The following is a 26,785-nucleotide window of genomic DNA, read 5'->3' as shown; positions in this document are numbered from 1 at the left end:
GTGCTGGCTGAGTGACGCGTGGTGACTCGAACCCTCGGGCAACCCCCTTTCTCACGCGCACAGTTGGGAGGACCGTTGCACCTCCGTAACCGTCTCGGACTTCTTGCGATATCCGGACTCGCGCTGTTCACCGTGTCCGCTTCGCTGCCGCCCGCCCCGGCCGACGGCTCGCGCACGCACCGTCCGTCGGGCGGTGGGCTGTCCGCGGTGATCCGGTACACCGAGTACGGCATCCCGCACGTCGTGGCGAAGGACTACGCGAACCTGGGCTTCGGCAACGGCTGGGCCCAGGCGGCGGACCAGGTGTGCACGCTCGCCGACGGCTCCGTAACCCTGCGCGGTGAGCGGTCCCGGTACTTCGGTCCGCAGGGGGCACCGGGCGGTTCGCTCTCGTCCGCAACGAAGAACCTCTCCAGCGACCTCTACTTCCGATCGATCGCGGCGCCCCGGTCGATGCGGACCCGGGGCGCGATCGAGGACGTTTCGGCGATGGCGGCGAGGGGCCGGCTCACCGTGGCCGATCTGCAGGAACAGCAGTTCGCGAACCGTGCCCCGGCCGGAGACCTGAGCGCCGCGGACCTCGCGCGGGCCTGCGCCGCGCTGCCCGGCGGCGGCGCGTTGGGCACCGACGGCAAGGCCGTCGACGTGTCGGCGGCCTGCGACGTACTGCGGCGCTGGGACCGGAAGCTCGACACGGGGAGCCGCGGCGCGCTGCTCTTCGACCGGTTCTGGCGCAGGGCGGCGACGGTCTCACCGGCCGAGCTGTGGAAGGTGCCCTTCTCCCTGGCCGATCCGGTCGGTACGCCGAACACGCTGAACACCTCGGCGCCCGGCGTCACCAGGGCACTGGCCGACGCGGTGGCCGAGCTGCGGGCGGCCGGGATCGCCCTGGACGCGCCGCTGGGCCGCCACCAGACGGTCGTGCGCAACGGGAAGCGCATCCCGCTCGGCGGCGGTACGGAATCCCTCGGGGTCTGGAACAAGACCGAGCCGGTGTGGGACGCGGCGGCCGGGGGCTACGCGGACGTCTCGGCCGGCTCCAGCTACATCCAGGCGGTCGGCTGGAACGGGACCGGGTGCCCGGTGGCACGCACCCTGCTCACCTACTCCCAGTCCTCGAACCCGAGGTCGCCCCACTACAGCGACCAGACCGAGTTGTACTCCGGTGAGCGGTGGGTGACGTCCCGGTTCCGCGAGAAGGACATCCTGCGCTCGCCCGTGCTGCGCGTGGTGCGGGCGAGCGAGCGTCGGTAGTCCGGTGCGGTGCGGTGCGTCCGGCCCCTGTCCTCCACCGAGGCGGCCGGGGGCCGGGCGCGGGCCGCCTCGGAGCGGGCGCCCGGTGGGACGGGGCGGCAGGGCACGGTGCGCTCAAGCGCCGTCGGCGCGGGTACGGATGGCGAGCAGCGCGGCCAGGAGACACGGCCCGAGCAGCAGTCCGAAGGCGGCGCCGTAGCCGGCGGAATCGGTCGTGCCGGCGCCCAGACAGGCGTTGAACAGGCCGGAGGAGACGCCCAGAACCGTGATCTGGCCCAGGTTCTGGTTGGTCTGCATCGCACCGCTCGCAGAGCCCTGCCGACCGGGCGGCGCGTGGGAGAGCGACAGCAGGGTGAGGGCGGGCGCCAGCAGTCCCATGCCCACGGCCGCGACGACCATGGACGACGCGGCGGCGAACGGGGGCAGCGCGGGCAGCGTGCCCACGACGGCGACCACGACCGCTGCCGCCAGCACCACCGCACCGATCACGACCAGACGGTGGCGGGGACAGCGCTCCAGCAGGCGGCCCTGCACCCAGGAAGAGCCGGCCCAGGCCACGGCTGCCCCCGTGAAGAGCAGACCGACCGACACGGGAGACACGCCCCGGTCGGTGACGAGCAGCAGTGGCACCAGCGCCTCCAGCGTGAAGAAGACCCCCGAACTCATGCCGCGCAGCAGCACCGTGGCGGGCAGGCCGCGCGCGGCACGCCAGGTGCCCGGCGGCAGCAGCCGGGGGGGCGAACACCACCATCAGGGCGAGCCCGCCGACCGCGAACAGCAGATGGCGCATGCTCCAGCCCGAGACGCCGTACTGCCCCGACGCCGCGCCCAGGCTCACCGCCGTCGCGACCATCAGTGCGGGACGTGGCGGCTTCTCTCCCGACGGCGCGGGCGCGGCCGACCAGGAACGGCTTCGCAGCACGGCCACCACGGCCAGTGTCGGCAGCACGGTCAGGGCGGCAAGTCCGTAGAAGACCACGCGCCAGGACCACCACTCGGCCACCAGCCCCGCCAGCGGTGGGCCGACCAGTGACGGAATGATCCAACAGGTGCTCATCAGGGCCAGCACGCGTGGGCGCAGGCGGTCGGGGTAGGCCTGTCCGACGGCCGTGTTGATCGACACGGCGACCATTCCGCCCGCCAGCCCGTCCAGGAAGCGCCCGGCCGCCAGTTGCCAGATCGATGTGCTGGCGGCCGAGACGAGCAGGGTGACCACCGCGAGCGCCGTGCCCGCCGCCAACGGGCGTTGCGCCCCGGCACGGTCCGCCCAATGACCGCCCATCACTCCGCCCAGCAGGCTCGCGGCCACGAAGCACCCTGCCACCAGTGGGAAGAGGGACACCCCGTCCAGGTCCCGCGCGGCCATCGGCAGGGTGGGCACCACGGCGAGCGCGGCGAACCCGGTCAGGAACATCACCGCGGCGAAGCTGGTGGTGGCGGCGGCGTACGTGCCGGAGAACAGTCCCTCGCCGGAAACGGACCGCACCGGCAGGCGATCGGCCGTCGCCGACTGTCCGGACGCGGACGCGTGCGGTTGCGTGGGGGTCGCGGGCGAACCGCTCGATGGGTGCTCAGAGGCATCGGTCACGAGCGCACAACATAAGTGGATCGGACGAGCGCTTGCCACCGGATTTCGAGCCGCCGCGTCGCTGACCGCACGTCAGAACTGCGCGGACGCGCTTCGGAACGTGTCCGCGCCCCGAACGGAGAAGCAGGGGTCCGCGCCGGCCGGGATGCCGAGGCTGCCGAGAGGGCGGTCCGGATGCGCGACCAGGGTGGTCAGGGTGTCGGCCCACAGGGCGACGAGCAGATCCAGGCGGGACTGTCGCACCAGGTGCCGTGGTGCCACGGCACGCAGTCGGTGGCGTCCCTCGGCGCCGCTGGACGAGCAGTGGACGGCGTCCGCGGCCAGGCAGGTCCACGATCCGAGGAGCCAGCCGTCGGGCACCGCGGGCCGACCCGTGCAGTCGAACACGAACGCCGGGCGGGACGACGCGGGGCCGTCGAGGGACCGGCGACGGGCCGGGGCCTCGGCTGCCGTGACGGACGGGCCGATGTCGAGCGAGTCCTCGACGAGACGTGGCCGCGGCCGGGCCGCGGTGGTGCCCGCTCCCGCGTCGTCGTGGTCGATCAGCACCGCGAGGTCGGCACGCGGGCCCATGTCCGGGGCACGGAGCAGGACATGGAGGGCGAGGTGGGCTGCCGCGGCGGGAGAGCGCATGAGCTCATGCGTGCGCAGACCGGACGGGAGACGGTGCACGGCCGACACCGTGGGCACGGGTGGTGGTATGCGGGGAAGCAGGGCGTTGCCGCCGTCCGGCCCGGCCGAGGACTTGGGCGGGGTGTGCCGGGTCCGGTGCTGTGGACCGCCCGGCAGTCTTCGGGCGATGTCCGCCAGCAGGTGGGCGATCGCCGTCGGACCGACCGCGTCGACGCCGCCCACGATGCGCAGTTCCGGGCCGTCCCAGGAAACGCTGAGCTCGGCCCGCAGGCCGCCCGCCGCCAGACCCCAGTCCCCGGAGGCGGTCCGCTGCCACTGCGCCGTTGCCGGACCCGGGGGCGCGGGTGGGGTGTGCGTGGCTGCCAGGGCCTCGCGGACGGCGTCGCGCAGGTCGGCTGGGCTCGCGGCGGGTATCCGTACCCGGACTTCGGAGTAACGGGGGTTTCCGGGCGGTGTACCGGTACCGGTCATGGGCGGCGCTCCTCGGTGCGGGGCGGTCGTCCCGGCGCCACGGCAGGGTTCGCCGGCGGCCGGGCAGTGAGGTCGCGTTCGTGGCCCACCGGGTCCCCGACGTGGATCGGGCCGCCATGGACGACTTCGGCGCGCAGCCCGCCCCGGTGCAGGAGACCACGGACCAGGCCGGGACGGGTCAGCTGTTCGAGACGGGCACAGGGTTCACTCAGCCGAAGCCCGCGAAGCGTCACCCCGCCGACCCGGAATTCCGTACCCACCAGCGGATTGAGCCGTATGCCCCGGCACACGACGTTGCGCCTGCACTGCGCGGGGGACAGCTCGATGCCGGTTTCCCGGGCCAGGGCCTCCAGGGCTTCGAGCTCGATCAGGGTGACGTCGCAGACGCCGGAGGCACGGCCGACACCGCGACGCCCGGGGCGCGGCCCGTCCCCCGCCCAGTAGTTGCGGTCGCCCTCCAGACCGCGTCCCGCGACGGCGCGGGCCCGCGCGACGGAGTAGGTCGGTGCACCGGCCACGGCGGCCAGATGCACGGAGACGACCCGTCCGTACGCCATGATCCGGGCTCCCCCGGTCGGCCCCGCCGCGCTACGAGCCATGCTTCGCCACACTCGTGGCCTGCGGGGAGAGGAAGTTGTCGTGGATGGCCCGAAGCGAGCGGAAGCGGTCCACATCCAGTTCCTGCAGAGGGAGTTCGCGGCCGACGAGGTCTTCCAGCAGCAGGATGAACTCCATGAAACCGAGGGAGTCGATGAGCCGGTTCTCGATCAGGTCGAGATCGGCCGGGATCTCCCCGGCCTCCGGGTTCCTGGCCAGCAGCCATGCGGTCACCGGCTTGAGTGCTTCTTCCATGGCCCACCTTCCGTGGATGTGACGTGGGTTCGGCCGGCCGCCTCATGGGGACGGCGGAATCCTTCGACGAGGACGGCGGCCGGGTGCTGCCCGGCGACCCGGGCACAGGACCGGCCGCAGTACATGGCCATCTCCTCGATCCGGCCCACCGTCTCCGCCACCGGGACCGCCGCGCTGTACCGGGGAACGGGCCACCGGCGGCCCCCCGCTCGGGTCGTCGCGATGAAGGTCGCCGGGTGTCGGGGCGCCTTCCCCGTCAGGGAGTTCCGTAGTACGCGGTGCGGCCGGGCGGGCCAGCCGATGTCGAAGCGCGTGGTGACCACGGTGTCGTCCGCCGACGCGTCGACCACGCGCTGTTTGTAGTACGGGTGGGCGGCGGACTCCGCCGCGGGAACGAAGAGGGTTCCGGCCATGGCCCCGTCGGCGCCCTGCCCCAGGACCCGTGTCAGGTCGGAACCGGTCGCGACGCCGCCCGCCACCGCCAGCACGGCGTCGGGGTGCCGGGCGCGCGTCTCATGCAGCAGGCGCGCCGCGGGCAGTTCGCCGAGAAGGTGCCCGCCAGCCTCGGTGCCCTGGAGGACGAGGACACCCGCACCCAGCCGGAGGGCCGCGTCCGCGTCGTGGAGCGTACCGACCTGGATCACCAGGACGCGGCCCGCGCGTACGACGTCGTGTGCGGTGTCGGTGTCCGGCAGGCCGAAGCTGGTCACGAAGGCGTTCGGGGGCAGTTCGTCCAGGGCGGCGCGGAGCTGGGCCCGGCAGCCGGCCGGGCCCGTCACCTCGGGGATGACGTTCACGCCGAAGGGGCGGGAGGTCGAGGCGACGACGGCACGCACCAGTTCCCGTACCCGTTGCGGAGGTTCCTTGTAGAGCGCCAGGGCTCCCCCGGCCCCTGCCCCGGAGACCGCGGCGCACAGCTCGGGTCCCGCGATGCCTCCCATACCCGCCTGGAGCAGCGGCAGGTCGAGGCCGAGGGCGGACGTGAGCTGGTTCACTCCTCCTCGCCGGCCCTGCGGACAGCCGCGGTCGCGGCGCGGAGGTCGCCCTCGAAGTGTTCGTTCAGCACGTGCACCCAGCGTTCCAGCCCGAACGCGACGCAGCCGGTGAACGCGGGCTTGTCGGCGTGGCTGATGGAGCGGCGTTCTCCGAAGAAGTTGCGGTGGTTGTTCATGGAGGCCACGGCGGTGCCGTCGGTGTACAGGTACTCGTCCTTGACCGGCGCGAGCAGTTGCATGACGTTGCGCGCGCCGTCCTTCTCGAAGAAGGGATCGGTCGCCGGCTGCCGGGAGAGGGAGAGGCCGAGACCGGCGGCGAAGCCGGCCAGCCGCGCATGGTGGTGTTCGAGGTGGTCGCGAACCTGCTCGGCGGATCCGATGCAGATGATCTCCCGCATGGTGAAGCCCCACAGCCTGCGCAGTCCGTCGTGGTGGTCTTCGTGGCGGAAGCACTGTGCGGCCGTGCTCACACGCAGGGGGCCTTCCGTCGCGATTCCGGAGAAGTGCAGGAAGCAGCCGTAGCAGGCGGCGGAGGGCAGCAGGTGGCCCGCGTCGGCGAGGTCGTGCGCGGGCACGGGGCCGTCGGCGGTCCCCCGGCTGTGGGCGTCGAGGCGGTCGGGCCGGATACGGGAGACAGGGCTGCCCAGGTGCGGGAAGTTGCGGAAGTAGTCGAGGGTGCGCAGGTCGTCGGCGGCGAGCAGTGGCGGGAAGGTCATCCGCACGGCTCCCGCGCGGGTTCCCCAGTGGGTGAATACGTCGTCCAGGGCGCGCAGCAGTACGGTCGCCGGCTCCCCCAAGGAGGCGAGTCCGTCGCGTACGGTCCAGTGGCCGGTGCGGGACGCGGCGTCAGTTCCCGGCATCGAGCACTCCGATCCGGGAGAGGAAGTCGGTGGTCTTGTGCAGCACCCGGGCATGCGCGGCCTGCCGGGCGGGGTGCGCGAGCAGCCGCTGCCGGAGCGCGTACCCGTCCGCGATCCCCGCGTCGCGGTACACGGCCGGGTTGTAGAACGACTCCATGCTCGTGGTGATGTAGCGGCCGACGTAGCTGCCGGTCTCGCGCCGGGTCCGTTCGTCGATGCCGCTCGCCACGAGCCGGTCCCACAGCAACTGCACCAGCCGTCGTCCGAAGGCGATGTGGCGGGATTCGTCCTGGTGGTGGAGGCGGTTGAGGTGGCGGATGGTGGGGTGCAGCCGTTCGTCGGCCGCGATCCGGACGTTGTAGTGGTCGACTATCTGCTCGAAGACCAGGATGCGGACGAAGACCAGGAAGTTCTCGATCGCCGCGTCCTGCGGGGTTTCGGGCAGTCTGAGTTTCTTGTCGGGGTAGATCTTGTCGGCGTACTTGAGGCAGAACGTGGCGAAGAACCACATGTGGTCGTTCTCCTCGCCGACGAAATGGTGGAAGAACTCCGAGGGGGTCTCGAAGCCGGGTGTGTGGATCCGCCGCATGACCTCGATGAGCAGTTCCCTGATGCCGTGCACGTTCAGGCTGTAGAAGTGGACGCTCTCCCAGCGGCTGAGGGCGTGCAGTTGCCGCGCGGTGAGGGCCTCCATCGTCTCGGTGCCGTGGACCGTCAGCAGTTCCGGGGACATCCAGAAGCCGTCGGTGGGAATCGACTCGGGCCAGTCGAATGTGGTGTACGGGTTGTAGTAGTCCGCCGTCGCCTTGTCGGAGAGCCGTTCCAGCAGCGCACGGAACTCGGCGGTGCCGTCGGGGGCGGGCGGGCGCGCTGCGGGTTCCTGTCGGGTCAGGCCCTCCATCGGATGCCCTCCAGCAGCGCCTTGTGGAGCTCCGGGGTGGAAGCGGCCACGCAGGAGCGCTGGTTGCCGACGCTCAGGTCGGTGAGCGCGGTGTCGCCGAGCGGTTCGCCGTAGCCGTCGGTGATGACGGCGCCGGCCTTCTCGGCGAGGAAGACGGCCGCCGCGATGTCGTAGGGGAACAGGTGGAGCACACGTCCGTTGCCGACCCGCTCGAACTCGGGGAGGAGGCCGGGGTCGTCCCGCAGCAGCCGGTTGCCGATGTCGACGTAGGCGTCGAGCTGGCCGGTGAGCAGCCGGGAGATGGAGTACGTGGCACTGTTGAAGACGAACACGCCCCCGGTGTTCGCGGAGCGGTCGATGAGGTGGCCGTAGGCGTCGGTCATCAACCCTGCGGGATGGCCGTTGAATTCGAGGGACCAGAACATCCGGGAGAGGTCGGTCGTCGTGGTCAGGGACGGTACGGGGTGGTCGTAGCCGTGGGCACTCACCCCGTCCGCGCCGCGCTCCCCGTAGAGGTAGGCCCCTGTCCTCATCTCCATCAGCAGCGCGTGTTCCACGTCCGCGATGCGGGGGCGCTCGGACATCCGGGCGACGGCCACGGAGACGGTGGCCGATTCGAGTCCGGCGACGGCGGGCCTGGTGCCGTCGATGGGGTCGACGACGAGCAGGTACTCGGGCGCGCTGCCGTGGAATTGCAGTCCCCGGTCCTCGGAGTAGACGGCGACCGGCACGCCGCCGTCGACGACGTGCTTCCAGACGGCGGCCTCCGCCACGTCGTCGAGGCCGAACTGCGCGTCGCCACCGGGTGAATGTCCTCGTACCAGCCGGCTGTCGAGCCGGTTCTGCGCGGCCAGTACCGCGTCGCGCACCGATGAGGCGAGCCGTACGACGTAGTCCTTCATGCCGCCTCCGTGGCGAAGAGTGCGTCCAGCCGGTCGCAGAGCAGGTCGGCTTCGGCCCGGGTGATGACGAGCGGCGGCCGGATCTTGATGACGTTGCCGCGGCCGTAACGGGAGGTCCGCAGGATCAGGCCGTGTTCCATCCCGCGCCGGGCCAGGGTCTGGGCCCGCTCGCTGTGGGGACGTCCGTCCTCGTCGCCGATCTCGATGCCGATCATCAGTCCGAGCCCGCGCACGTCCACGATGGACGGATGAACCGCGGCAAGCCCCCGCAGCCGTTCCATGATGTGGGCGCCCACCTCTCGGACGTTCTCCAGGAAGCCGGGGCGGCCGATGACGTCGAGGGTCGTCGCGGCGGCGGCCGCCGCCAGGATGTTGCCGCCGTAGGTGAACGAGTGGTGGTCGCTGCTGAGTCCGGACATCCGCTCGTCGGCGACGATGGCGGCGACCTGGGCTCCGGAGCCGCCCAGCCCCTTGCCGGTGGTCAGGATGTCGGGACGCACGCCGTAGTGCTCGGCGGCGAACATCCGGCCGACGCGGCCGATGCCCGTCTGTATCTCGTCGAAGATCAGCGCGATGCCCCGCTCGTCGCAGAGGGTGCGCAGCGCGGCGAGGTATCCCTCGGGCGGCACGATGTTGCCGCCGCTGCCCGAGACGGGTTCCACGACGATGCAGGCGACACTGCCCGAACTGGCGTGGTCGAGGAAGTCGTTGATCCGCTCGACGCAGAGCAGCCCGCAGGTGTCGGGGGTCTGCCGGTAGAAACAGCGCAGGCAGTAGGGGTCAGGGACCTGCAGCACGCCCGGCATCAGATGCGGAAAGGGCGCCTTGCGAAAGGATTCGCCCGACATGGTGGTCGTCATCATCGTCTGGCCGTGATGGCTGCGGAAGAGGGTGATGACATCGCGCCGCCCGGTACTGATCTGGGCCATCTTGACCGCGCCCTCGTTGGCGGTGGATCCGCCCGAGACCTTGAGGTGCACCTTGGTGAGGTTGTCGGGCGTGATCTCGACCAGACGTCGCACCAGGTCGTTGACCGGCTTGGTCTGGAATGTCGATGTCGCGTGCACCAGTCGCTCGATCTGGTCGCGCATCGCCTTGACCACTTCGGGATGGCTGTAGCCGAGGCTGAGATTGAAGGTGCCGGACGCGCAGTCGATGTATTGGTTCCCGTCCGCGTCGTACAGATGGATCCCTTCTCCGTGATCCATCAGATAGTCGCTGACCGGGTAGTAGATCAGCTCTTGGGCGTGCGTCAAGTCGACCATGTGTCTCCTGATGCTCACGACGTGGTATTTCGACGTGCCCGGCAAGTACCCTTCGACGGGGCCGTTCCGATCGGAACGGCCACCGCCCATCAGGACTTCCCTTGGGGACCGGGAAATCCCGGTGCTGGAATCTCAGATGTCCAGCACGAAGGTGAACGCTGCGTCCCAGCCGTCCTCGGTCCGATGGACATCCATCAGACACTCCGGCCGGAAATACTTGTCCAGATGATTGCGCCGTTCGTCGGGGAAGTACAGCATCGTGGTCAGCACCTCGCCGCCCGGCGGCTGCACCTTGACGTGCACGTGGCGCGTACGGCCCGGGTACACGGCGGGCAGCACCGTCTCCAGTCTCCAGTTCCCGTCGCCGTCGGCGAACAGGTGGCCCCGGAGCCGGAACCCCTCCTCGTCGTAGACGCCTTCGTCCCCGACCTGCCAGAAGTCGAGGAGTGCGCCGCCGATGGGCTTGCCCTCGGGGGTGACGATGCCGCCGTGGAGCAGAAGCGGCGTGCCGCCCTCCACATCGCCCCTGAAGTCGGGCTTGTGCGGGGTGTCGGGCTTGTAGAAGGGCCCCTCCTTCTGCTCGGGAGTGGGCGGGGTTCCGTTGCACCTGACCGTCGGTGTCGGCGTCAGGTTCCCGTCGGATCCTCCCGAAACCCCTTCCCCGGAAGTGGATTGCAGGACGCTTTCCGGCCTCGTGTTCTCCACTGCGAAATTCTCCCTTGTTCAAGGATCTTTCGACTCATGGCAGCTTAACGGCCCAACTTTCCACTGACCAGAACGAATCAGCCTGCCGGGGAGTGGATATCGGCCAAGAACATCAAAGGATTCATTTCACGATCTTCGCATTCTCACCGAACGAATTACTCAGGCATATGGGGAAGGCACTTTCGCCCCGGAGAAAGCCGCGATGCGACTGGAGACGGAAAGCGATTCGGGAGAGACGTGTGAGAAAACTGTGGACGGCGTCCGGTGGCGCGCGTGGGGTGTTCCCTGTCCGGTGTTTCCGTGTGCGGGTGTTCCGCATTCCCGCGGCGGCCGCGGGTTCCACGCAACGCGTACGGGCACCTTCTGGGAGCCACGCGTTCTTCGAGCCCCGTGTTCCGGGTCCTGTGTTCCGAGCCCGGCGCTCCGAGCCCGGAAGCGTGGAACTCAGCGGGTACGGTCCGACGCCGGTCCCTGTTCGTGTGCCAGGTGGCGGAGCAGCACCGTCCGTGCTCCGGCGAGGCATTCGGCGTCGGGCGGCGCGGTGAGAATGTCCGCGAGGGTGAACAGGTCCAGGGTTCGGCTGAGTTCACGCCAGTCGCGCGGCAGGGGACCGCCGGCGTCACGGTAGCCGGACACGAATCCGTCCACGAAGGAGGGCGGATACAGATGGGCGAAGCGCAGCATGTTGCCGACGTCGTAGAGGGGCGAGCCGCTGAACGCCTGCTCCCAGTCCAGCACGGCCGCCACGTCCCATCGGCCGCCCTGCCGCGAGACCAGCAGGTTCTTGGGGTTGAAATCGCAGTGGACCAGCCGGCTGTGCCCGCTCACGTCCGCGACCCGGTGACCGGTCCTCGCGGCGAGCCCGCGCAACGCGTCGGTCTCGTCGGGCGTCAAGGCATCGCCGTTGCCGGTGGCCAGGCAACGCTCGACGAAACCGGGCAGGTCGGCGGCCTCCCCATCACCCTCGGCCGGCACGAGGCTGACATCGTGGAAGGGGCCCGGCCGGGGAAGCCGGACCGCTGCGATGCCTGCGAGGACCGCACCCACCGCGACACCGAGCCCGGCCGCCTCGGCCGCGGCCGGATTCCCGGCGAGCACCTGGCCGAGGGGGACACCGTGGACGAAGCGGTAGACCAGCGTGGGCCTGCCCGTGGCGTCCCCGTGCGGATCGGACGCGACCACGTGGACCACCGGGACCGTCGGCGCCGCCCGCTCCAGTACGGCCGTCTCCACGGCACAGGTGTTCCGGCGCATCCGCGTCCCGCTGGAGCGGTATCGGCGCAGGACGTACCGCTCCCCCTGGCGCGTCGTCACCAGACGCATGTCGTTGGTGAATCCGCCCGGCAGCGGGCTCACGGCCGACAGGTCGAGGCCGGGCAGCGCCCGTTCCATCAGCCACGCACGGGTCCGGGTGTCGAGGCCGTCGTGATCACCGGTCGTCATGCCGGCCAGCCTTCCCGTTCGTGGCCCCGCTCACGCGGTCCCTGCCTCCAACGGCGGGACTTTTGTGCCCCGGCCCTCCGGGAGGATCACGCGGTCGTGTCGCGTGCCCCACGCCGCGCTTCCTCGGCGGCCCGCTCGGCCAGTACCAGTCCTCCGGCCGGTCCGGCGAGCCGGCCGAGTGCCGCGGGGACGACGAAGTCGTCGGCGGCGTGCTCCGGCAGCCCCGGATAACCGGCCAGTGTCCGGGCGAGTTCCGCCCGCAGCAGAGGGAACAGGCCGGGAAGCACGGCCATCCCGCCCCCGATCACGATGCGTTCGGGCGCGGTGGTGTAGATGATGTCGCGCAGCCCGGCGGCGAGGTAGACGGCCTCCATCCGCAGGGCCCGTCGAAGCACGTCGCCGCTCAGTTCCTCCGCCGGTCGTCCCCAGCGGGCGGCGACCGCCTCGCCGCCCGCCATGCCCTCCCAGCAGTCCGCGTGGAAGGGGCACGACCCCGGGAAGTCGTCCCCGGGAATCCGGGGGACGCTCAGATGCCCCATCTCCGTGTGGACCAGGCCGTTGATGACACGTCCGTCGATCACCGCGCCACCGCCGATGCCGGTGCCGACCGTCAGATATACGTAGGTGTCCCGGTCACGCGCGGCGCCCCAGCGTCCCTCGCCGAGCGCCGCACCGTTGACGTCGGTGTCGATGCCGACCGGCACGCCGAGCGCCGCCCCGATCGTCCCCGCCACGTCCACTCCGGACCACCCGGGCTTCGGCGTCGCCGTGAGACGTCCGTACCCGGGATGCGAGCGACGCAGTTCGAGGGGGCCGAACGACGCGATGCCCACGGCGTCCAACGGCCCCTTCGCCGAGGCGTCCTCGAAGAAGGCGACCGCCCTGGCCAGCGTCGGTCCGGGCTCACCCGTGGGAAAGCGGATCTCGTCCTCGATCCGGTCGGGCGCCGATCCGACGAGACAGACGAACTTCGTCCCGCCGGACTCGATCGAGCCCAGCCTCGGCCCGTTCACGCGCCCACCGGCCAGCCGTCGGCGCCGGCCGGGCCGGTGTCGGACCGGATGACGACCTTCATGGCGTCGTACCGCCTGTCCGTGCCGCCTCCGCCGACCCCGCCGAGCGTGCCGAGCGCGTCCTCGTACGCCTCCAGCGGGAACTCGTGCGTCACCAGGCGTTCCAGTCCCAGACCGCCCGCCAGGTCGACGGCCACGGGGAAGGTGTCCCCGCGGAAGTCACCGGCCCCGATCAGCCGGATCCCGCGATTGGTCAGGCGGAGGGGGCGCAGCGGCACGTCGTAGCTGTCGTCGAAGCCCATCAGGACGACCCGCCCGCCGTCGTCGATCAGCCGCAGGGCGTCCTCCAGTCCGCTTCCCGTGGTGTCGAACACCACGCCGGGGCGATCGCCTCCCAAGGCCTTCACGAGGGCCTCGGCCGGATCCGTCCGCGACACGTCCACCACGTATTCGAACGCGTCGCGCGCCGCGGTCAGCCGGTAGTCGTCCGTCTCGGCCACGACCACGCACCGTGCGGTGCGGGCGGCGACCTGGGCGACGAGCATCCCGATGGGCCCCGCGCCCAGGACCGCCACGGTGTCGTCGACCGTCAGACCGGCCGCCTGGACGTTGTTGAGGACGCAGGCGAGCGGCTCGATGAGTACCGCGCCACGAAACGGCATCCCGTCCGGAACGCGTTGCACGAACCGCTCCGGCAGCACCACACCGTCGGCGTACGTCCCGTCACGGTCCACGCCGACTTCCGTCCCGGTCTTGTTGCGGCAGAAGTTCGTCGCGCCTCGCACGCACGGCGGACACCAGCCGCAGTACAGCGTCGGGTTGACCACCACCCGGTCCCCGACGGCGAGCGACCGCACCCCGGCACCCACCTCCTGGACGAGGCCGACCGACTCGTGGCCGAGCACCACACCCGGCCTGGCCGGGAAGCGCCCGTGCAGGATCTTGCGGTCGGTCCCGCAGATCCCGGTGCCGACGACCTTCACCACCACGTCGTCATCGGCGCCGACACGCGGCGCCGGGCGCTCCTGAAGCTCGACGGAACCGGGGCCCAGATAGACAAGTGCGCGCACAGGTACCTCCCGATCGGTGTGCGGCAGCGAGCGCTGCCGGCGCCGTGCAAGGCGAAGCTGTGTTCGACCATCGACGTTAGCGCAGGGGTACCTGCCGAGAAACAGCGCTTCTGAGCCGTTGGGGGCCATGGCCCCGTCGCTGTCGGACGACGTCGGCCCGTCCGGCGCGGCCCACCCGGGGCGTGCGCGGCCGGCGCGGAGGCGGACCGTGGTTCACAGTGCCCGGCTGCGCCCTTCCCAGTACGGGTCGCGCAAGCGCCTCTTGTACAGCTTGCCGTTGGGGTCGCGGGGCATCGCCTCGATGAAGTCGATGCTCCTGGGACGCTTGTACCCGGCGAGCCGGTGTGCGCAGTGACTCAGGATCTCGGCGGCGAGCGTGTCCCCCGCCCCGTGTCCCTCGGCCGGTTCGACCACCGCTTTGACCTCCTCGCCCCAGTCGGGGTGGGGAATGCCGAAGACGGCGGCGTCGGCGACCGCGGGATGGCTGAGGAGCACGCCCTCGATCTCGGCGGGGTAGATGTTGACACCACCGGAGATGATCATGTCGATCTTGCGGTCGCGGAGGAAGAGGTAGCCGTCCTCGTCGAGGATGCCCAGGTCCCCGACGGTGAAGAAGTCGCCGATGCGGTTCTTCCGCGTCTTCGCCTCGTCCTTGTGGTAGCTGAAGCCGCCGGTGTTCATCTTCATGTAGACGGTGCCGAGTTCGCCCGGCGGCAGGCGGTTGCCGTCGTCGTCGAAGACGGCCAGCTCACTGATCGGCCAGGCTCTGCCCACCGTGCCCGGCTTCTTCAGCCAGTCCTCGGCGGTGGCGAAGGCGCCGCCGCCCTCGCTGGCCGCGTAGTACTCCTCGACGCATCCCCCCCACCAGTCGATCATGGCGCGTTTGACGTGGTCGGGGCAGGGCGCTGCGCCGTGGATGGCGTGGCGCATGGCCGTCACGTCGTAGGTCCGCTTCACCTCGTCGGGAAGGGCGAGGAGGCGGTGGAACTGGGTCGGGACCATGTGTGTGTGGGTGCAGCGGTGGGTGTGGATGAGCCGCAGCATCTCCTCGGGGGTCCATTTGTCCATCAGGACCAGTGGGTGCCCGATGTGCAGGGACGCGCTCGCGAACTGGAGGACGGCCGTGTGGTAGAGCGGCGAGCAGACCAGGTGGACGTTGTCGTCGAAGGGTTTGATGCCGAAGATGCCGAGGAATCCACCGAGATGGCTCTCCTCGGGTAGCTTGCCGGAGAGCGGACGCCGGATGCCGCGCGGTCGGCCGGTGGTGCCCGAGGTGTAGTTCATGACCCAGCCGAGGGTGCGGGCCTCGGGCGGCGCGTCGGACCGGCCTTCGAGCAGTTCGGCGTACGGGCGGAAGCCGTCGATGCCACCCACGGCATAGCGATGGCTCGCCGGGAGTCCCGCCTCGTCGGCGGCGGCGCCGGCCGCCTGCGCGAACCGCTCGTGGGCGATGAGCACCTTGGCGCCGGAGTCGGAGACGATCCAGGCGATCTCGGGGCCGACGAAGTGGTGGTTGACGGGTACGAGATAGAAGCCGGCCTGGGCGGCGGCGAGGTGGGCGGTGAAGAACTCGACCCCGTTGGGCAGGACGACCGCGAAGGCGTCGCCCCGTCGGAGGCCGGCCGCCCGCAGTCCGTGGACCAGGCGGTTGGCCGCGGCGTGCAGCCTGCCCGCCGTCCAGTTCTCGCCGTCGGGCGCGATCAGGACCGTGCGGCCGGGATCGGCGGTGGCCTGGGCCCAGAAGCCGTTGGGCGGCCGGTTCATGAGGCGCTCCGTCCGGCGATGAGGTTGATCCGGTCCACGGCACGTTCGAAGCCGCGGGTCAGGTCGTCGAACACGGCCTGGACGCTGCGTTCGCTGTTCATCCTGCCGACGATCTGGCCGACGGGGGTGCCGAGCAGGGCTCCGGTCTCGTACTTCTGGATGCGCGAGACGGCCTCGGCCACCAGCAGCCCTTGGAGCGGCATGGGCAGCGTGCCCGGACCCGACGGATCGTCCCACGCGTCCGTCCACTCGGTACGGAGCTGGCGTGCGGGCTTGCCGGTCAGCGCGCGGGAACGGACGGTGTCACCGGAGCCAGCGGCGAGAAGCTTGCGCGTCAGCGCGCGGGAGTGGAGGTCGGCCTCCTCCGTGGTCAGCCAGAGCGAACCCAGCCAGACGCCCTGGGCCCCGAGGGCGAGTCCGGCGGCGATCTGTTCGCCGCTGCCGATACCGCCGGCGGCCAGGACGGGGAGCGGTCCCACTGCATCGACCACGTCCGGCACCAGGACCATGGAGGCGATCTCACCGGTGTGGCCGCCCGCCTCGTATCCCTGGGCGACGACGATGTCGATGCCCGCGTCCGCGTGGTGGCGGGCGTGCTTGGCGCTTCCGGCGAGCGCGGCGACGAGCACGCCCTGGTCGTGGGCGCGCCGCACGACATCGGCCGGTGGCGATCCGAGGGCGTTGGCGAGGAGTCTGATGGGGTGGTCGAAGGCGACGTCGAGCTGGTTGCGCGCGACCTCCTCCATCCACCCCGTGATGCGCCAGCCCGACTCGTCGCCCTCGGCGAGCTCGGGTACGCCGTGCTTGGCCAGGGTGTCCTGGACGAACCGGCGGTGCCCGGCCGGGATCATCGCCTCGACATCGGCCTCGGTCACCCCCTCCACCTTCTTCGCGGGCATGACGACGTCGAGGCCGTACGGCCTGCCGCCGGCGTGCTTCTGCATCCAGTCGAGATCGCGGGCCAGGTCGTCGGGGGCGGTGTAGCGGACCGCGCCGAGCACGCCGAATCCGCCGGCCCGGCTGATGGCCGCGGCCACGGCGGGGAACGGCGTGAAGCCGAAGATGGCGTGCTCGACTCCCAGTTTCTTGCTCAGCTCCGTCTCCATGGGCCGCAGGATGCCGCAGTCGGACATTCGAGGGAAGACATTTTCTGATGCAGTGTCAGATTCTTTGTGACGTCGGGGTGCTCCGTGACGGCGGTGGTGACAGTAGTGTCTGCGGCGGAAGGAAGTTTCACCACCGGACGAAGTTTCGAAAATTATTTTCAGGCAGCGGGAAGGGGTTCCGGATGAGTCAGGACGCGGCCGGCAGAGGGATCAGCCGACGCAGGCTGGGCGGTGGGATGCTGGCTCTGGGCGGGGCACTCGCCCTGGCGCCGATCCCCTTCGCGGAGCGGGCGGCGGCCATGGAGCCGGAGGCGGAGTCGTCGGGCATGCGCACAGGGGCCGGAACGAACGCGGCGTCGAAGCAAGGACAGCCGACGTTGCGGCGCGGATCGGCCGCTCGTGCCGGGTTGTTGCAGGGCCCCCTGGACCAATTGGTCGCCGATGCGGAGAAATTCCTCTCCGACTCCCCCAAGCACCCTTGGTACGCGGGTGCGGTGCTGCTCGCCGGGCGGGGCGGCACGGTGGCACTGCACCGCCCGATCGGCAAGGCCGTGCGCTACGCGGCTTATGACGAGAAGACCGACACGGGGGTGGAGTTCCCGCCCGACCAGCAGATCGCGATGGCCGAGGACACGATCTTCGACCTGGCCTCGGTGTCCAAGCTGTTCACCTCGATCCTGGCCGTGCAGCAGATCGAGCTCGGGACGCTGGAGCTGGAGGCGAAGGTCGCCTCGTACCTTCCCGAATTCGCCGGTGGCGGCAAGCAGGACATCACGGTCCGTCAGCTCCTCACGCATACCTCGGGTTTCCGTTCCTGGATTCCGCTGTACAAGGTGCCGACGCGGGAGGGAAAGCTGGAGCTGCTGTGGAACGAGGTGCCGGCCAACCCTCCCGGCACGGTGTACCTCTACTCCGACCTCAATCTGATCTCGTTGCAACTGGTCCTGGAGAAGATCACCGGCCGCACGCAGGACGTACTGCTCCGTGAGCGGATCACCGCTCCGCTCGGGATGCAGCGCACCCGGTACAACCCGCCGGCCGCCTGGAAGCCGAAGATCGCCGCGACCGAGGACGCGCGGCTCCCCTGGTCCGGCCTCGACCGCGGACTGGTCTGGGGCGAGGTGCACGACGAGAACGCCTACAGTCTGGACGGCGTGGCGGGCCACGCCGGGGTCTTCTCCTGCGCCTGGGACCTGGCGATCCTCGCCCGTACGCTGCTCAACGGCGGGGTGTACGGCCGCGCGAGGATTCTCTCCGCGGAATCGGTCGATCTGCTGTTCACCGACTTCAACACCGCGTTCCCCGGTGATGCGCACGGTCTCGGTTTCGAGCTGTACCAGCACTGGTACATGGGGGCGATGGCGACTCCTCGTACGGCGGGCCACACCGGTTTCACCGGCACCAGTCTGGTCCTGGACCCCACGACCGACTCGTTCTTGATCGTCCTCGGCAACTCGGTCCACCCGGTGCGTGGTTGGCGCTCCGGGAGCGCGCCGCGCGTCGCCGCCGCCAATCAGATGGCGCGCGCCGTGGCGGTCCGTCCCACGCGGGGACGCACGGCGTGGTTCTCCGGACTGGCGAGCGCCACGACGGCCACGCTCACACTGCCCGCGCTGCGACTCGCGTCGTCACGGGCGACGCTGAGTTCGGCCCTGTGGTGGGACACCGAGCCGGGGTCCGACTTCCTCTTCCTGGAGGCGTCGGCGGACGCGGGGGCGAGCTGGCAGCCGGTGCCGTTCACCACCGTGCCGATGGACGGTCATCACCGGAGTGAGCCCGATCCCCATCCGACGGGTTCGGTCTCCGGCTGGTCCGGCCGGGTCTGGCACCGTCTGGACGCGGATCTCGCCGCATGGCGCGGCAAGGAGGTGCGACTGCGGTGGCGTTACGCCACGGACCAGCTGTACGTGGGACGCGGGGTGTACGTGGACGCCGTCCGGGTCGAGGACGGCAACCGGACGGTGTTCGACGAGGCCCGGTCCGGTGATGCCGCACGCATCGAGGCGCTGGGATGGACCGCTTCGGCCGACTGAGGCGAACTGCACGGGGCGTGGCGGACGGGGCGGGCCGCGAGGACCGGGGTGGATGGAACGGGCCCCCGGGTCCGCCACGGCTCACGGCGGCGGACGACGGTGGCCGGGTCCGCCACGGCCGTCCCGAACAGCACCGGAGGCGACCGTGCCCGGTCGGCCGGCCGGTTCCGTCCCGTTCCGGGCCGCCGTGCGCCGCGGCCGGTGACGTGTGATCGCCCCGGTGCCGCCGTGGATCGCCGACGCGATCGGTCCGCTTCCGACGGCGCGGCATCGGCGCCCGCTTCGACGGGGACGGGCCCGGGGACGGATGATGCTCCCATGACCCCATCCCCGTCGCCGCAGGACTGGACACGTGCCGAACGACTGGACGCCGACCGGCTGACAGAGGCGCTGTATGCCGAGGCCGGTGTCCGGTTGGTGGTCGAGGGGCCGTGTCCGGGGGGCGAGATCGGTGCCGCCTACGTCCGATGGCCGGACGGTCACCGGTCCGTGCTGAAGTGGCGGCCGAACACGCGGATCGAGGATCTGGGAGCGGGGCCGCTGGCAGTGTGCGAAGTCCTGCTCGCACAGGGGTATCCCTGCCCGTCGACGGAGTTGGCGGTCCAGGTGGACGACGCGGTCGTGCTGGTCCAGACATTGCTGGCGGGCACACCGGTGCGGTGTCTGGACCACCGTGGGCTGGACCGGGCCCTCGCCCTCAACGAGGCGCAGGCAGGACTGCTGGCCGGGCGTACGGATGTCCCGTCGATGAACCTGTACCTGCTCGACGACGGCCCCGGTTACTGTCTTCACGAGCCGCTGCGTCGGCACAGTCGGCGCGGCGGTGATCTGGAGCGCCGGATCAGGTCGGTCGGCCTCGACCACCCTCATCGGCTCCCCGGCCACGACGTCGTGCACCAGGACTTTCACCAGGGCAACCTGCTCGCCGTCGACGGCTCGGTCGCCGGTGTCATCGACTGGGACGGCTCCGGCCGGGGCGACCGCCGTTTCGACCTGGTCACCCTGCGCTTCGGCTTGCACGCGAGCGAGCAGGCGCCCGGAGTCACGAGCCGCCTCGACGACATCCTGGACGGCCTGCCCGACGACATCCTGCGGCCCTCCTGGGCACATATGAGCCTGCGGATGGCCGACTGGGCCATCCGGCACTTCGCTCCCGGGGACGTCGAGCACTGGCTCGATCTGGCCGAGCAGCGCGTGTGACCTTCCCATGAGCGCGGATGGACCCGGGGGCGGGTCCTGCGGCACGGCTCGCCGGGTCGCCGCAGCTTCGCACGGCACACACGGCACACCACACCTCGTATTGCCCCCCGCGCAGTGACGAGGGACGCACCGGCGGCCTCGGGAGCGTTTCGGTTCGACTGCCCCGCCCTCCCAGGGTGGTCGTTCGCGCACCGCGTCGACCGCTCCCGCCCCCGCGGACAGGTAGGGTGCCCCGCTGGACCAACCTCGGGAGGATCATGAAGGCCGCTGCCACGCACCCGGCAACATCCTTGACACCACTGAGGGTTGCGGCCTTCCGGCGATTCGTGCTCGCCAATCTCGTCTCGACCACCGGCTCCGCGATGGCGCCCCTCGCACTCGCCTATGCGGTGATCGGGCAGGGCGGCGGAGCCGGCTCGCTCGGCGTCGTACTGGCCACGAACTCCGTCCCGACGATCGTCTTCACCGTCGCGGGCGGCGTCCTCGCGGACCGACTGTCACGCAGCCGGATCCTGTTTCTGGGCAACCTCCTGTCCGCCGCGGCCCAGGCGACGCTCGCCGTGCTGGTGGCCACGCATCACGCGACGACCGTGTCGATCGCCGCGTGCGGATTCGTGTCGGGGATCGCCGTGGCCTTCACCGCGCCGGCCGCGACGGGTGTCGTGGGGCAGCTCGTCGCGGCGGAGCATCTGCAACAGGCCAATGCGCTGGTCCGGCTGCCGAACAACGCCGTGAAGGTTCTCGGGCCCGTCGTCGGAGGGGTGATCGTCGCGGTCGGCGGTCCGGCATGGGCCCTGTCGTGGGATGCGTTCACCTTCCTCGTCGCCGCGCTCCTGCTGCTCGGGCTGCGCCTGGACGCACCGGTCACGACCGCGAGCGCCCTGGCCGATCTGCGGGCGGGCTGGGCCGGATTCCGCGCGCGCACCTGGCTGTGGACGTACACCGCCGCCGGAACGGTCGTGGTCGCCGCCTGGCTGGCGGGCTTTCAGCTCCTCGGCCCGGTCGTCGCCACGGAGCACTACTCGGGGGCGCGTTCCTGGGGGCTCGTACAGGGCGCTTTCGCGTTCGGCCTGCTGGCGGGCACGGTGGTGTGTCTGCGGTGGAGGCCGCACCGCCTGCTGACCGTTGCCGTCATCACCGGCTCCGGGCTCTGCCTGCCACCGGCGGCGTTGGGAACAGGGCTGGACCTGCCCTGGGTGCTGCTCGGTGCCGTGCTCGCGGGCATCGGTCTGGATGTCGCCATCGTGGCATGGAACACCGCACTCCAACAGCACGTGCCGCAGGCGGAGTTGGGCCGTCTGAGCTCGTTCAACGGTGTCGGGGAGCGCGTCGCCATCCCGCTCGGCTACCTCGTCACCGCGCTCGCCGCACATGCCTGGGACGATCGGACCGTGCTCCTGGTCTGTGCCGGTGCCATCGCGGCCACCACGATCCTCAATCTCTGTGTGCGGGACGTGTACCGCGTCAATCGCGTCCGAGCGTGCAGGGATGCACTCGACGGCGCACCCGGTGGGTAACGGCCTGGTGCACGACGGAGAGTGGATCAGGCCGTAACCGTCTCAGACCGGCCCGGAGTCGTCCGGCTGGATGCCCGCACGGCGGGACCGATCGAATCCACTTTCAGTTCGGTGAAGCTCCGGACCAAGGTCACCCGGGGTGCGGGCAGCCCGACCGCGGCCCTGACGATGGTGGCCCTGGTCCGCCGTCGCGGCCGCTACGCCACGGTCTGAATCATCCACTCGCCGGCTCCGGTGCCGATTGACATCCTTGGCTAATGACAATAGCCTCTGGGCTATGGTTAATAAGAGGTCGCTGACGCCGGCCGCCGTGGTCGATGTGGCGCTCGGCATCGTGGACGAGCACGGGCCGGACGGCCTCACGCTCGCCGCCGTGGCGCACGGCTGCGGGGTCGCCACGCCGTCGCTCTACAAGCACGTGGCGAGCCTCGGCGAACTGAAGAGGCTCGTCGGAGTGCGGGTGCTGGAGGATATGACCGACCGGCTCACGACGACCGTCCTGGGCACCGCCGGCAACGAGGCGGTCACCGGGTTGATGCACGCCTACCGTGCGTACGTCGCCGCGCACCCGAAGCGGTACGCCGCGCTGCCGATGGACCCGCTGCACGACCCGATCCAGGAGGCGGCCGGCGCGAAGCTCGTCGGCGTCATGTACGCCACGCTGCGCGGCTACGGACTCGAGGGCTCGGCGGCCGTGCACGCGACCCGGCGCCTGCGGGTGCTCGTGCACGGCTTCGCGTCCATCGAATCCGCGGGCGGCTTCGGCCTGCCGGAAGACCTCGACGACACCTACGACCAGCTCATCCAGATGTATCTCGCCGGCCTGAGGAGCGAATCATGAGGATCCCGCTGTCCGTCGCAGGCGTACTGTTCCTGCTCTACCCCGCCCTCCGTCCATGGGAGGACGAGTCCACCACCTCGGGTGCCGCCGCCGCGATGGGCTCCACCGCGTGGATCGTCGCGCACCTGTGCGCGATGATCGGGTTCATCCTGGTCGCGATTGCACTGCTGCCGATCAACCGCGTGGCGGCGATCGTGTTCTGGATCGGCGCCGGCCTGACGCTGCCGTACTACGGCGCCGAGGACTTCGGCCTGCATGCTATGGCCAACCAGTCGAACGTCCTCGACCTGGCCGAGGACGTGCGCTACAACCCGTTCGCGATGACGATGTTCGGGCTCGGGCTGCTGACCATGGCGGCGGCCGCGATCCTCGTCGCAGCCCGGATGCGCACGGTGCCGGCGATCCTGTTCGCGGTCGGGTTCGCACTGTTCCTGCCGCAGTTCTTCGGTCCGCCCGCGCTGCGGATCGCGCACGGCGCACTGCTCGCGGCCGCCTGCGTGTGGCTGGCCTGGGACGCGAAGCGGATCCAGCCCGCGCCGGTGCCGGCCTGACGTGAGGTCGTTGCCTCCTGCATCTGTGGCTCCGACCTGTGGCGCGCCGTTCGTGCGTCGGTACCGGACAGTCGATGATCACCGCGGTCAAGGTGTTGTTCAGGCCCTGATTCTGCGCACGGCGAGTACGCGCGGAGGCCGTTCGGGCACCCGCTCCTGTAGTCCAAGTCGCGCTGAAGAGCGGTGTCATCTACCTCGAAAGGTCGCAGGAGCGTGAAGTTCGCGCCCCTGCTGGAGGATGTCGGTGCTCGCTCGTACGGTGAACGCTTGATCCCTGGCTTTCATCGTCCGAAGGGTGGCGGCCCGATGGTCGGCATCCGTCCCGGCGACGACGTCGCGGGCCCATTCGGGCCGTACGACGTGAACGAGAGCGTGTAGTTGGTGAACGGCCTGGAAGACCAGACCGCGCAGCTGAAGGCTTCCGTTCTGGCTGCGACGTGCGCCGGGCCGCCTTGATCCTCACGCTTACGCCACCAGTCGTGTTGGCTCCGTAAGAACTCGTTAGCGGCGCTGGTGAGGGCAAGAACGGCGCTGCGGCGTTCACTGCGGTCCGCGACTCGCTTCTGGAACTGGTACCCCAGCAGTGATCCGATGAGAGTTCCTGCCACTGCGATGAGTGTCGTAAGTACCTGATTCGCCCCAGTAGTTGACCACCCTCAATCTGGCTATGGCGAGTCAGCCGAAGGCCCTCGCACTCACTTGCGGTGACGGGTTCGGCCCGTTGCTCATGGAATAGGCGATACCTCAAGATGCGAGCCCACCAGTGAAGCGCCGCCACGACATGTCCGGTCGTTGATGCCCGCCCGGGTCTCAATGACGAATCGGAGCTATAAGACCGACCGGCACATGGGGGGTGGAAGAAGGAGCGGGGCTGGGTGCGTGCGGCTGCAAGGCGGAGGAGGGAGGCAACGCGGAGCATTGTCGACCGACGACAACGCCGCAGATGTGCGTGCCCAGCCCCGCGACGCCGCCCCCCATTTGCCGGTCGGTCTAAGCCCCCTGACACACGACCCATGCCTCACGGCTCCGCGCCGGCCGCCGCCGCGTGATACGGGCTGACTCAGCCGCAAGGCCGGCATCGTCCTCAATTTCTGCTTGGGCACGACGCGCAGCCGGATTTCAGACGACCAGGACCCGGCGCCCGCGCGTGTGACCGGCCTGACTGTCGATGTGCGCCGCCGCGGCCTCGGCGAGCGTGTACGACTTCTCGACCGGGATGCGGAGCCTTCCCCGTGAGATGAGGCCGACGGCCTCGGCGAGCGCTTCCGGCACACTCCCGGCCACACCGGAGAATCGGACACCGAACTCCGGCGCGGCGAGGTCGGCGATGGAGACCACCTGCTGCGGATCCCCGGTCAGCTCGACGAGCTCGCGGATCACGCCCGAGCCGGCCAGATCGAGAGCTGCGTCGACATGGCCGAGCCGCCGCACCCGCTCGACCCAGCCTTCGCCGTACGTCGTGGCGAGGGCACCCAGGCCGCGCAGGTAGTCCTGGTTCGCGGCCCCAGCCGTGCCGATCACCCTGATGCCGCGGTCGCGGGCGATCTGCAGCACCGCCGATCCGACTCCCCCGGACGCACCGCTGACCAGCAGCGTCTGCCCGGCCTCCACGCTGACCTCGCGGATGATCCGCAGCGCGGTCTCCACCACGGAGGGGTACCCGGCCGCCTCTTCGAAGGTCAGTCCCTCGGGCATCCGGGCCCAGGCCGACAGCACGGCGAACTCGGCATAGGTGTTCGAGCCCTCACCGAACACGTGGTCGCCGACCTCGACCCCTTCGACGCCCTGACCGACCTCGTCCACCACCCCAGAGGCGTCCAGCCCGACCCCGGAGGGCAACTCGATCGGATGGGCCTTGAGGATCTGGCCTTCACGGATCCTCCAGTCGACGGGGTTCACGCCCGCCGCCCGCACGGCGATGCGTATCTGACCGGGTCCCGCGTGGGGCTCGTCGGCGTCGACGAGTCGCAGGACGTCCGGACCGCCGAACTCAGCAAAGCTCACTCTCTTCATGCCGTCGACCATAACCCTAACGGTTAGCATTTAACAACAGTTCCAGTCTTGCATCTGATAGCGTTATGGCATGACCGAGCCGCACGGGCGACGCGAACGCAAGAAGGCCGCGACCCGTCAGAAGATCGCCGATACCGCCCTGCGGCTCTTCCTGGAACGCGGGTACGACACGGTGGGCATCCGCGACGTGGCCGCCGAGGCCGACGTCGCCGTCACCACGGTCTTCTCCCACTTCGCCTCGAAAGAGGCCCTGGTGTTCGAGCAGGACCAAGACTTCGAGCAACGCCTCACGCAGGCGGTCACCATCCGGGCACCGCACGAGCCGCTCATCCCCGCGCTGCGCCGGGAGATCCAGGCCCTGGTGCGACATTGCACGGCGGACAGCGCCGCCCCGATCTGGCACATGATCAACGAATCACCCGCCCTGCGCGAGTACGAGGAGTCGATGAGGCTGCGCCATGCAGAGTCGCTGGCGACGGCCATCGCCGCCGATCCCGACCTGTCACAGACCACAACGGCCTGCCGGACGATCGCGAGGTTCGTGATCGACGCCTACTCCCTGGCCCGTGACGCGGCCGATCCGCAGACCGCGGTGGACGAGATCTTCCGGATGATCGAGGCCGCCTGGGACGTCACCTGCCCCTCCAAAAACCCCACCTGCACGGCCTGACCCTGGCCAGAACTCGGCCCCGCCCGGCGCCGTCCCGCCGAACCCCAACGGCAGAGCGATGGAATCTGGAGCCGGTACGCCACCGACGATCACCATCCGGCCGGACACCGGGACGAACTGACGAAAGTTGGACAGGAGAGCCCGTCAGTAAACCGAGTCCGGAAGAGGGCATGAGCTCCGCGCTCGTCCTGGCCGCCCTGTGATCGATGGGCAACCATTCCTGCGACCTGATGGTCATGCCTGTGCCACCCGCGTACTGGGTGGGCATCGTCAGCTCCGCCTCGGGACGTTCCTGAGGCGCTGGAACATGGGGGAAACGCCTTCATGTATCACCGCACCACCGTGGCAGGCTTCGCCGGGGCTCTCGCCCTGTCCGCGCTCACGATTCCGGTGGCCGCCCAGGCGGATGACTTCTCGGGCGACATCAGGATCACGAAGGTGGTCGTCAACGGAGGGAAGGACATCGTCCTGGGGACCACGGCCGTGAAGTCGTTCACCATCGCGGTGACCGCCACGGACGACTCGGGCATCGAGGTCGGAAATACCTTCCCGGTCATGTGGCACACGTCCCTCCCGAACGGGGAGTATTACGGTCTCGTGGTGCCCGACAACATCGCGGGCAAGTGTGTGCGCCAGAGCTTCACCACGACCACCTGCACCTACACACTGGAGATCAACCCGCGCATCCACACCCACGACAACACCACGGCCGGGACCTGGACCGTGAGGGCACACGCCCTGGCCAACGACGGTGACTACATCACCAAGGCTTCCGCCGCGAAGGCGAAGGTCCTGCGCAACTCCAGGCTGACGGTCAACGCCTCGCCGGAACCGGTGAAGAAGAACAAGACGATCACCGTCACGGGCGCCCTGACCCGCGCCAACTGGGAGACCTACAAGTACGGGGGCTACACCAAGCAGCCGGTGAAGCTCCAGTTCAAGAAGAAGGGCACCAGCACCTACAAGACCCTCAAGACCGTCACGACGGACAGCAAGGGCAACCTGAGGACGACGACGACGGCCACGGCGGACGGCTACTTCCGCTACTCCTTCGCAGGCACGTCCACCACCCCGGCGGTCGCCTCCACGGCGGACTACGTCGACGTGAAGTAACTCTCGGGAGGGTCATCCAACCTCC

At 70.1% G+C, this 26,785-nt stretch carries 23 protein-coding genes and 1 pseudogene; 8 read left to right on the top strand and 16 right to left on the bottom strand.

Annotated elements, in window-relative coordinates; genetic code table 11:
* The first annotated feature begins 18 nt into the window (after positions 1-18).
* Positions 19-1,254: a penicillin acylase family protein gene (locus ACIQCZ_RS13035; RefSeq protein WP_402281963.1), complete on the top strand. Its 1,236-nt coding sequence runs from the start codon at positions 19-21 to the stop codon at positions 1,252-1,254.
* Between the two features lie 114 nt (positions 1,255-1,368).
* Here ACIQCZ_RS13035 and ACIQCZ_RS13030 read toward each other — a convergent pair.
* The 15 genes and pseudogenes from ACIQCZ_RS13030 to ACIQCZ_RS12960 all read right to left on the bottom strand — a co-directional run bounded on the left by ACIQCZ_RS13030 (position 1,369) and on the right by ACIQCZ_RS12960 (position 16,822).
* Positions 1,369-2,746: pseudogene (locus tag ACIQCZ_RS13030) on the bottom strand (MFS transporter).
* Between the two features lie 168 nt (positions 2,747-2,914).
* Positions 2,915-3,946 (bottom strand): hypothetical protein, encoded by a 1,032-nt coding sequence (locus tag ACIQCZ_RS13025; RefSeq protein ID WP_402281961.1) that lies wholly within the window; start codon positions 3,944-3,946, stop codon positions 2,915-2,917.
* A complete protein-coding gene (locus tag ACIQCZ_RS13020; protein ID WP_402281959.1) occupies positions 3,943-4,503 on the bottom strand; it encodes an MOSC domain-containing protein in 561 nt (186 codons plus the stop codon). Before ACIQCZ_RS13020 ends, ACIQCZ_RS13025 begins: the two co-directional genes overlap by 4 nt.
* A gap of 31 nt (positions 4,504-4,534) precedes the next feature.
* Entirely contained in the window at positions 4,535-4,798 is a 264-nt protein-coding gene (locus ACIQCZ_RS13015; RefSeq protein ID WP_402281958.1) for an acyl carrier protein, read from the bottom strand.
* Positions 4,774-5,793, bottom strand: coding sequence for an NAD(P)H-dependent flavin oxidoreductase (locus ACIQCZ_RS13010; RefSeq protein WP_402281956.1), 1,020 nt, complete (start codon positions 5,791-5,793; stop codon positions 4,774-4,776). Before ACIQCZ_RS13010 ends, ACIQCZ_RS13015 begins: the two co-directional genes overlap by 25 nt.
* Complete coding sequence (locus tag ACIQCZ_RS13005) at positions 5,790-6,653, bottom strand: hypothetical protein (RefSeq protein ID WP_402281955.1); 864 nt, start codon at positions 6,651-6,653, stop codon at positions 5,790-5,792. Before ACIQCZ_RS13005 ends, ACIQCZ_RS13010 begins: the two co-directional genes overlap by 4 nt.
* A complete protein-coding gene (locus ACIQCZ_RS13000; protein ID WP_402281953.1) occupies positions 6,640-7,554 on the bottom strand; it encodes a diiron oxygenase in 915 nt (304 codons plus the stop codon). The genes ACIQCZ_RS13005 and ACIQCZ_RS13000 overlap by 14 nt, the downstream gene beginning before the upstream one ends.
* Positions 7,542-8,456 carry an inositol monophosphatase family protein gene (locus tag ACIQCZ_RS12995; RefSeq protein WP_402281952.1) on the bottom strand — a complete coding sequence of 305 codons (915 nt, stop codon included), beginning with the start codon at positions 8,454-8,456 and terminating at the stop codon, positions 7,542-7,544. Before ACIQCZ_RS12995 ends, ACIQCZ_RS13000 begins: the two co-directional genes overlap by 13 nt.
* Positions 8,453-9,721, bottom strand: a complete 1,269-nt coding sequence (locus ACIQCZ_RS12990) for an aspartate aminotransferase family protein (RefSeq protein WP_402281950.1) — start codon at positions 9,719-9,721, stop codon at positions 8,453-8,455. Before ACIQCZ_RS12990 ends, ACIQCZ_RS12995 begins: the two co-directional genes overlap by 4 nt.
* Positions 9,722-9,853: 132 nt before the next feature.
* Positions 9,854-10,426, bottom strand: a complete 573-nt coding sequence (locus ACIQCZ_RS12985; RefSeq protein ID WP_402281949.1) for a hypothetical protein — start codon at positions 10,424-10,426, stop codon at positions 9,854-9,856.
* A gap of 444 nt (positions 10,427-10,870) precedes the next feature.
* Positions 10,871-11,869, bottom strand: coding sequence for a phosphotransferase family protein (locus tag ACIQCZ_RS12980; protein WP_402281947.1), 999 nt, complete (start codon positions 11,867-11,869; stop codon positions 10,871-10,873).
* Positions 11,870-11,955: 86 nt separating this feature from the next.
* Complete coding sequence (locus tag ACIQCZ_RS12975) at positions 11,956-12,882, bottom strand: ROK family protein (RefSeq protein ID WP_402281946.1); 927 nt, start codon at positions 12,880-12,882, stop codon at positions 11,956-11,958.
* On the bottom strand, positions 12,879-13,952 hold the full coding sequence (locus tag ACIQCZ_RS12970; RefSeq protein ID WP_402281945.1) for a zinc-binding dehydrogenase: 1,074 nt from the start codon (positions 13,950-13,952) through the stop codon (positions 12,879-12,881). Before ACIQCZ_RS12970 ends, ACIQCZ_RS12975 begins: the two co-directional genes overlap by 4 nt.
* A 213-nt stretch (positions 13,953-14,165) precedes the next feature.
* Positions 14,166-15,716 (bottom strand): acyl-CoA synthetase, encoded by a 1,551-nt coding sequence (locus ACIQCZ_RS12965; protein ID WP_402281944.1) that lies wholly within the window; start codon positions 15,714-15,716, stop codon positions 14,166-14,168.
* Positions 15,713-16,822 (bottom strand): NAD(P)H-dependent flavin oxidoreductase, encoded by a 1,110-nt coding sequence (locus ACIQCZ_RS12960; RefSeq protein ID WP_402281942.1) that lies wholly within the window; start codon positions 16,820-16,822, stop codon positions 15,713-15,715. Before ACIQCZ_RS12960 ends, ACIQCZ_RS12965 begins: the two co-directional genes overlap by 4 nt.
* A gap of 182 nt (positions 16,823-17,004) precedes the next feature.
* On the opposite strand from ACIQCZ_RS12960, the gene ACIQCZ_RS12955 reads away from it, so the two are divergent.
* The 5 genes from ACIQCZ_RS12955 to ACIQCZ_RS12935 all read left to right on the top strand — a co-directional run bounded on the left by ACIQCZ_RS12955 (position 17,005) and on the right by ACIQCZ_RS12935 (position 22,964).
* Positions 17,005-18,855, top strand: coding sequence for a serine hydrolase (locus tag ACIQCZ_RS12955; protein ID WP_402281940.1), 1,851 nt, complete (start codon positions 17,005-17,007; stop codon positions 18,853-18,855).
* A gap of 318 nt (positions 18,856-19,173) precedes the next feature.
* Complete coding sequence (locus ACIQCZ_RS12950; protein WP_402281938.1) at positions 19,174-20,055, top strand: phosphotransferase; 882 nt, start codon at positions 19,174-19,176, stop codon at positions 20,053-20,055.
* Positions 20,056-20,312: 257 nt separating this feature from the next.
* Positions 20,313-21,572: an MFS transporter gene (locus tag ACIQCZ_RS12945; RefSeq protein ID WP_402281936.1), complete on the top strand. Its 1,260-nt coding sequence runs from the start codon at positions 20,313-20,315 to the stop codon at positions 21,570-21,572.
* Between the two features lie 277 nt (positions 21,573-21,849).
* Positions 21,850-22,413 carry a TetR/AcrR family transcriptional regulator gene (locus tag ACIQCZ_RS12940; RefSeq protein WP_402281935.1) on the top strand — a complete coding sequence of 188 codons (564 nt, stop codon included), beginning with the start codon at positions 21,850-21,852 and terminating at the stop codon, positions 22,411-22,413.
* Positions 22,410-22,964 (top strand): hypothetical protein, encoded by a 555-nt coding sequence (locus ACIQCZ_RS12935; RefSeq protein WP_402281933.1) that lies wholly within the window; start codon positions 22,410-22,412, stop codon positions 22,962-22,964. Before ACIQCZ_RS12940 ends, ACIQCZ_RS12935 begins: the two co-directional genes overlap by 4 nt.
* 1,119 nt (positions 22,965-24,083) lie before the next feature.
* On the opposite strand, the gene ACIQCZ_RS12930 is transcribed toward ACIQCZ_RS12935, so the two are convergent.
* Positions 24,084-24,977, bottom strand: coding sequence for an NADP-dependent oxidoreductase (locus ACIQCZ_RS12930; RefSeq protein WP_402281931.1), 894 nt, complete (start codon positions 24,975-24,977; stop codon positions 24,084-24,086).
* Positions 24,978-25,047: 70 nt separating this feature from the next.
* On the opposite strand from ACIQCZ_RS12930, the gene ACIQCZ_RS12925 reads away from it, so the two are divergent.
* A complete protein-coding gene (locus ACIQCZ_RS12925) occupies positions 25,048-25,647 on the top strand; it encodes a TetR/AcrR family transcriptional regulator (protein ID WP_402281930.1) in 600 nt (199 codons plus the stop codon).
* A 324-nt stretch (positions 25,648-25,971) separates the two neighbouring features.
* Positions 25,972-26,760: a DUF5707 domain-containing protein gene (locus ACIQCZ_RS12920; RefSeq protein WP_402281928.1), complete on the top strand. Its 789-nt coding sequence runs from the start codon at positions 25,972-25,974 to the stop codon at positions 26,758-26,760.
* Positions 26,761-26,785: the final 25 nt, after the last annotated feature.

This window comes from Streptomyces sp. NPDC093149, from assembly GCF_044754145.1.
Taxonomy (GTDB): domain Bacteria; phylum Actinomycetota; class Actinomycetes; order Streptomycetales; family Streptomycetaceae; genus Streptomyces.
This window is presented reverse-complemented; position numbering and strand designations above follow the sequence as displayed.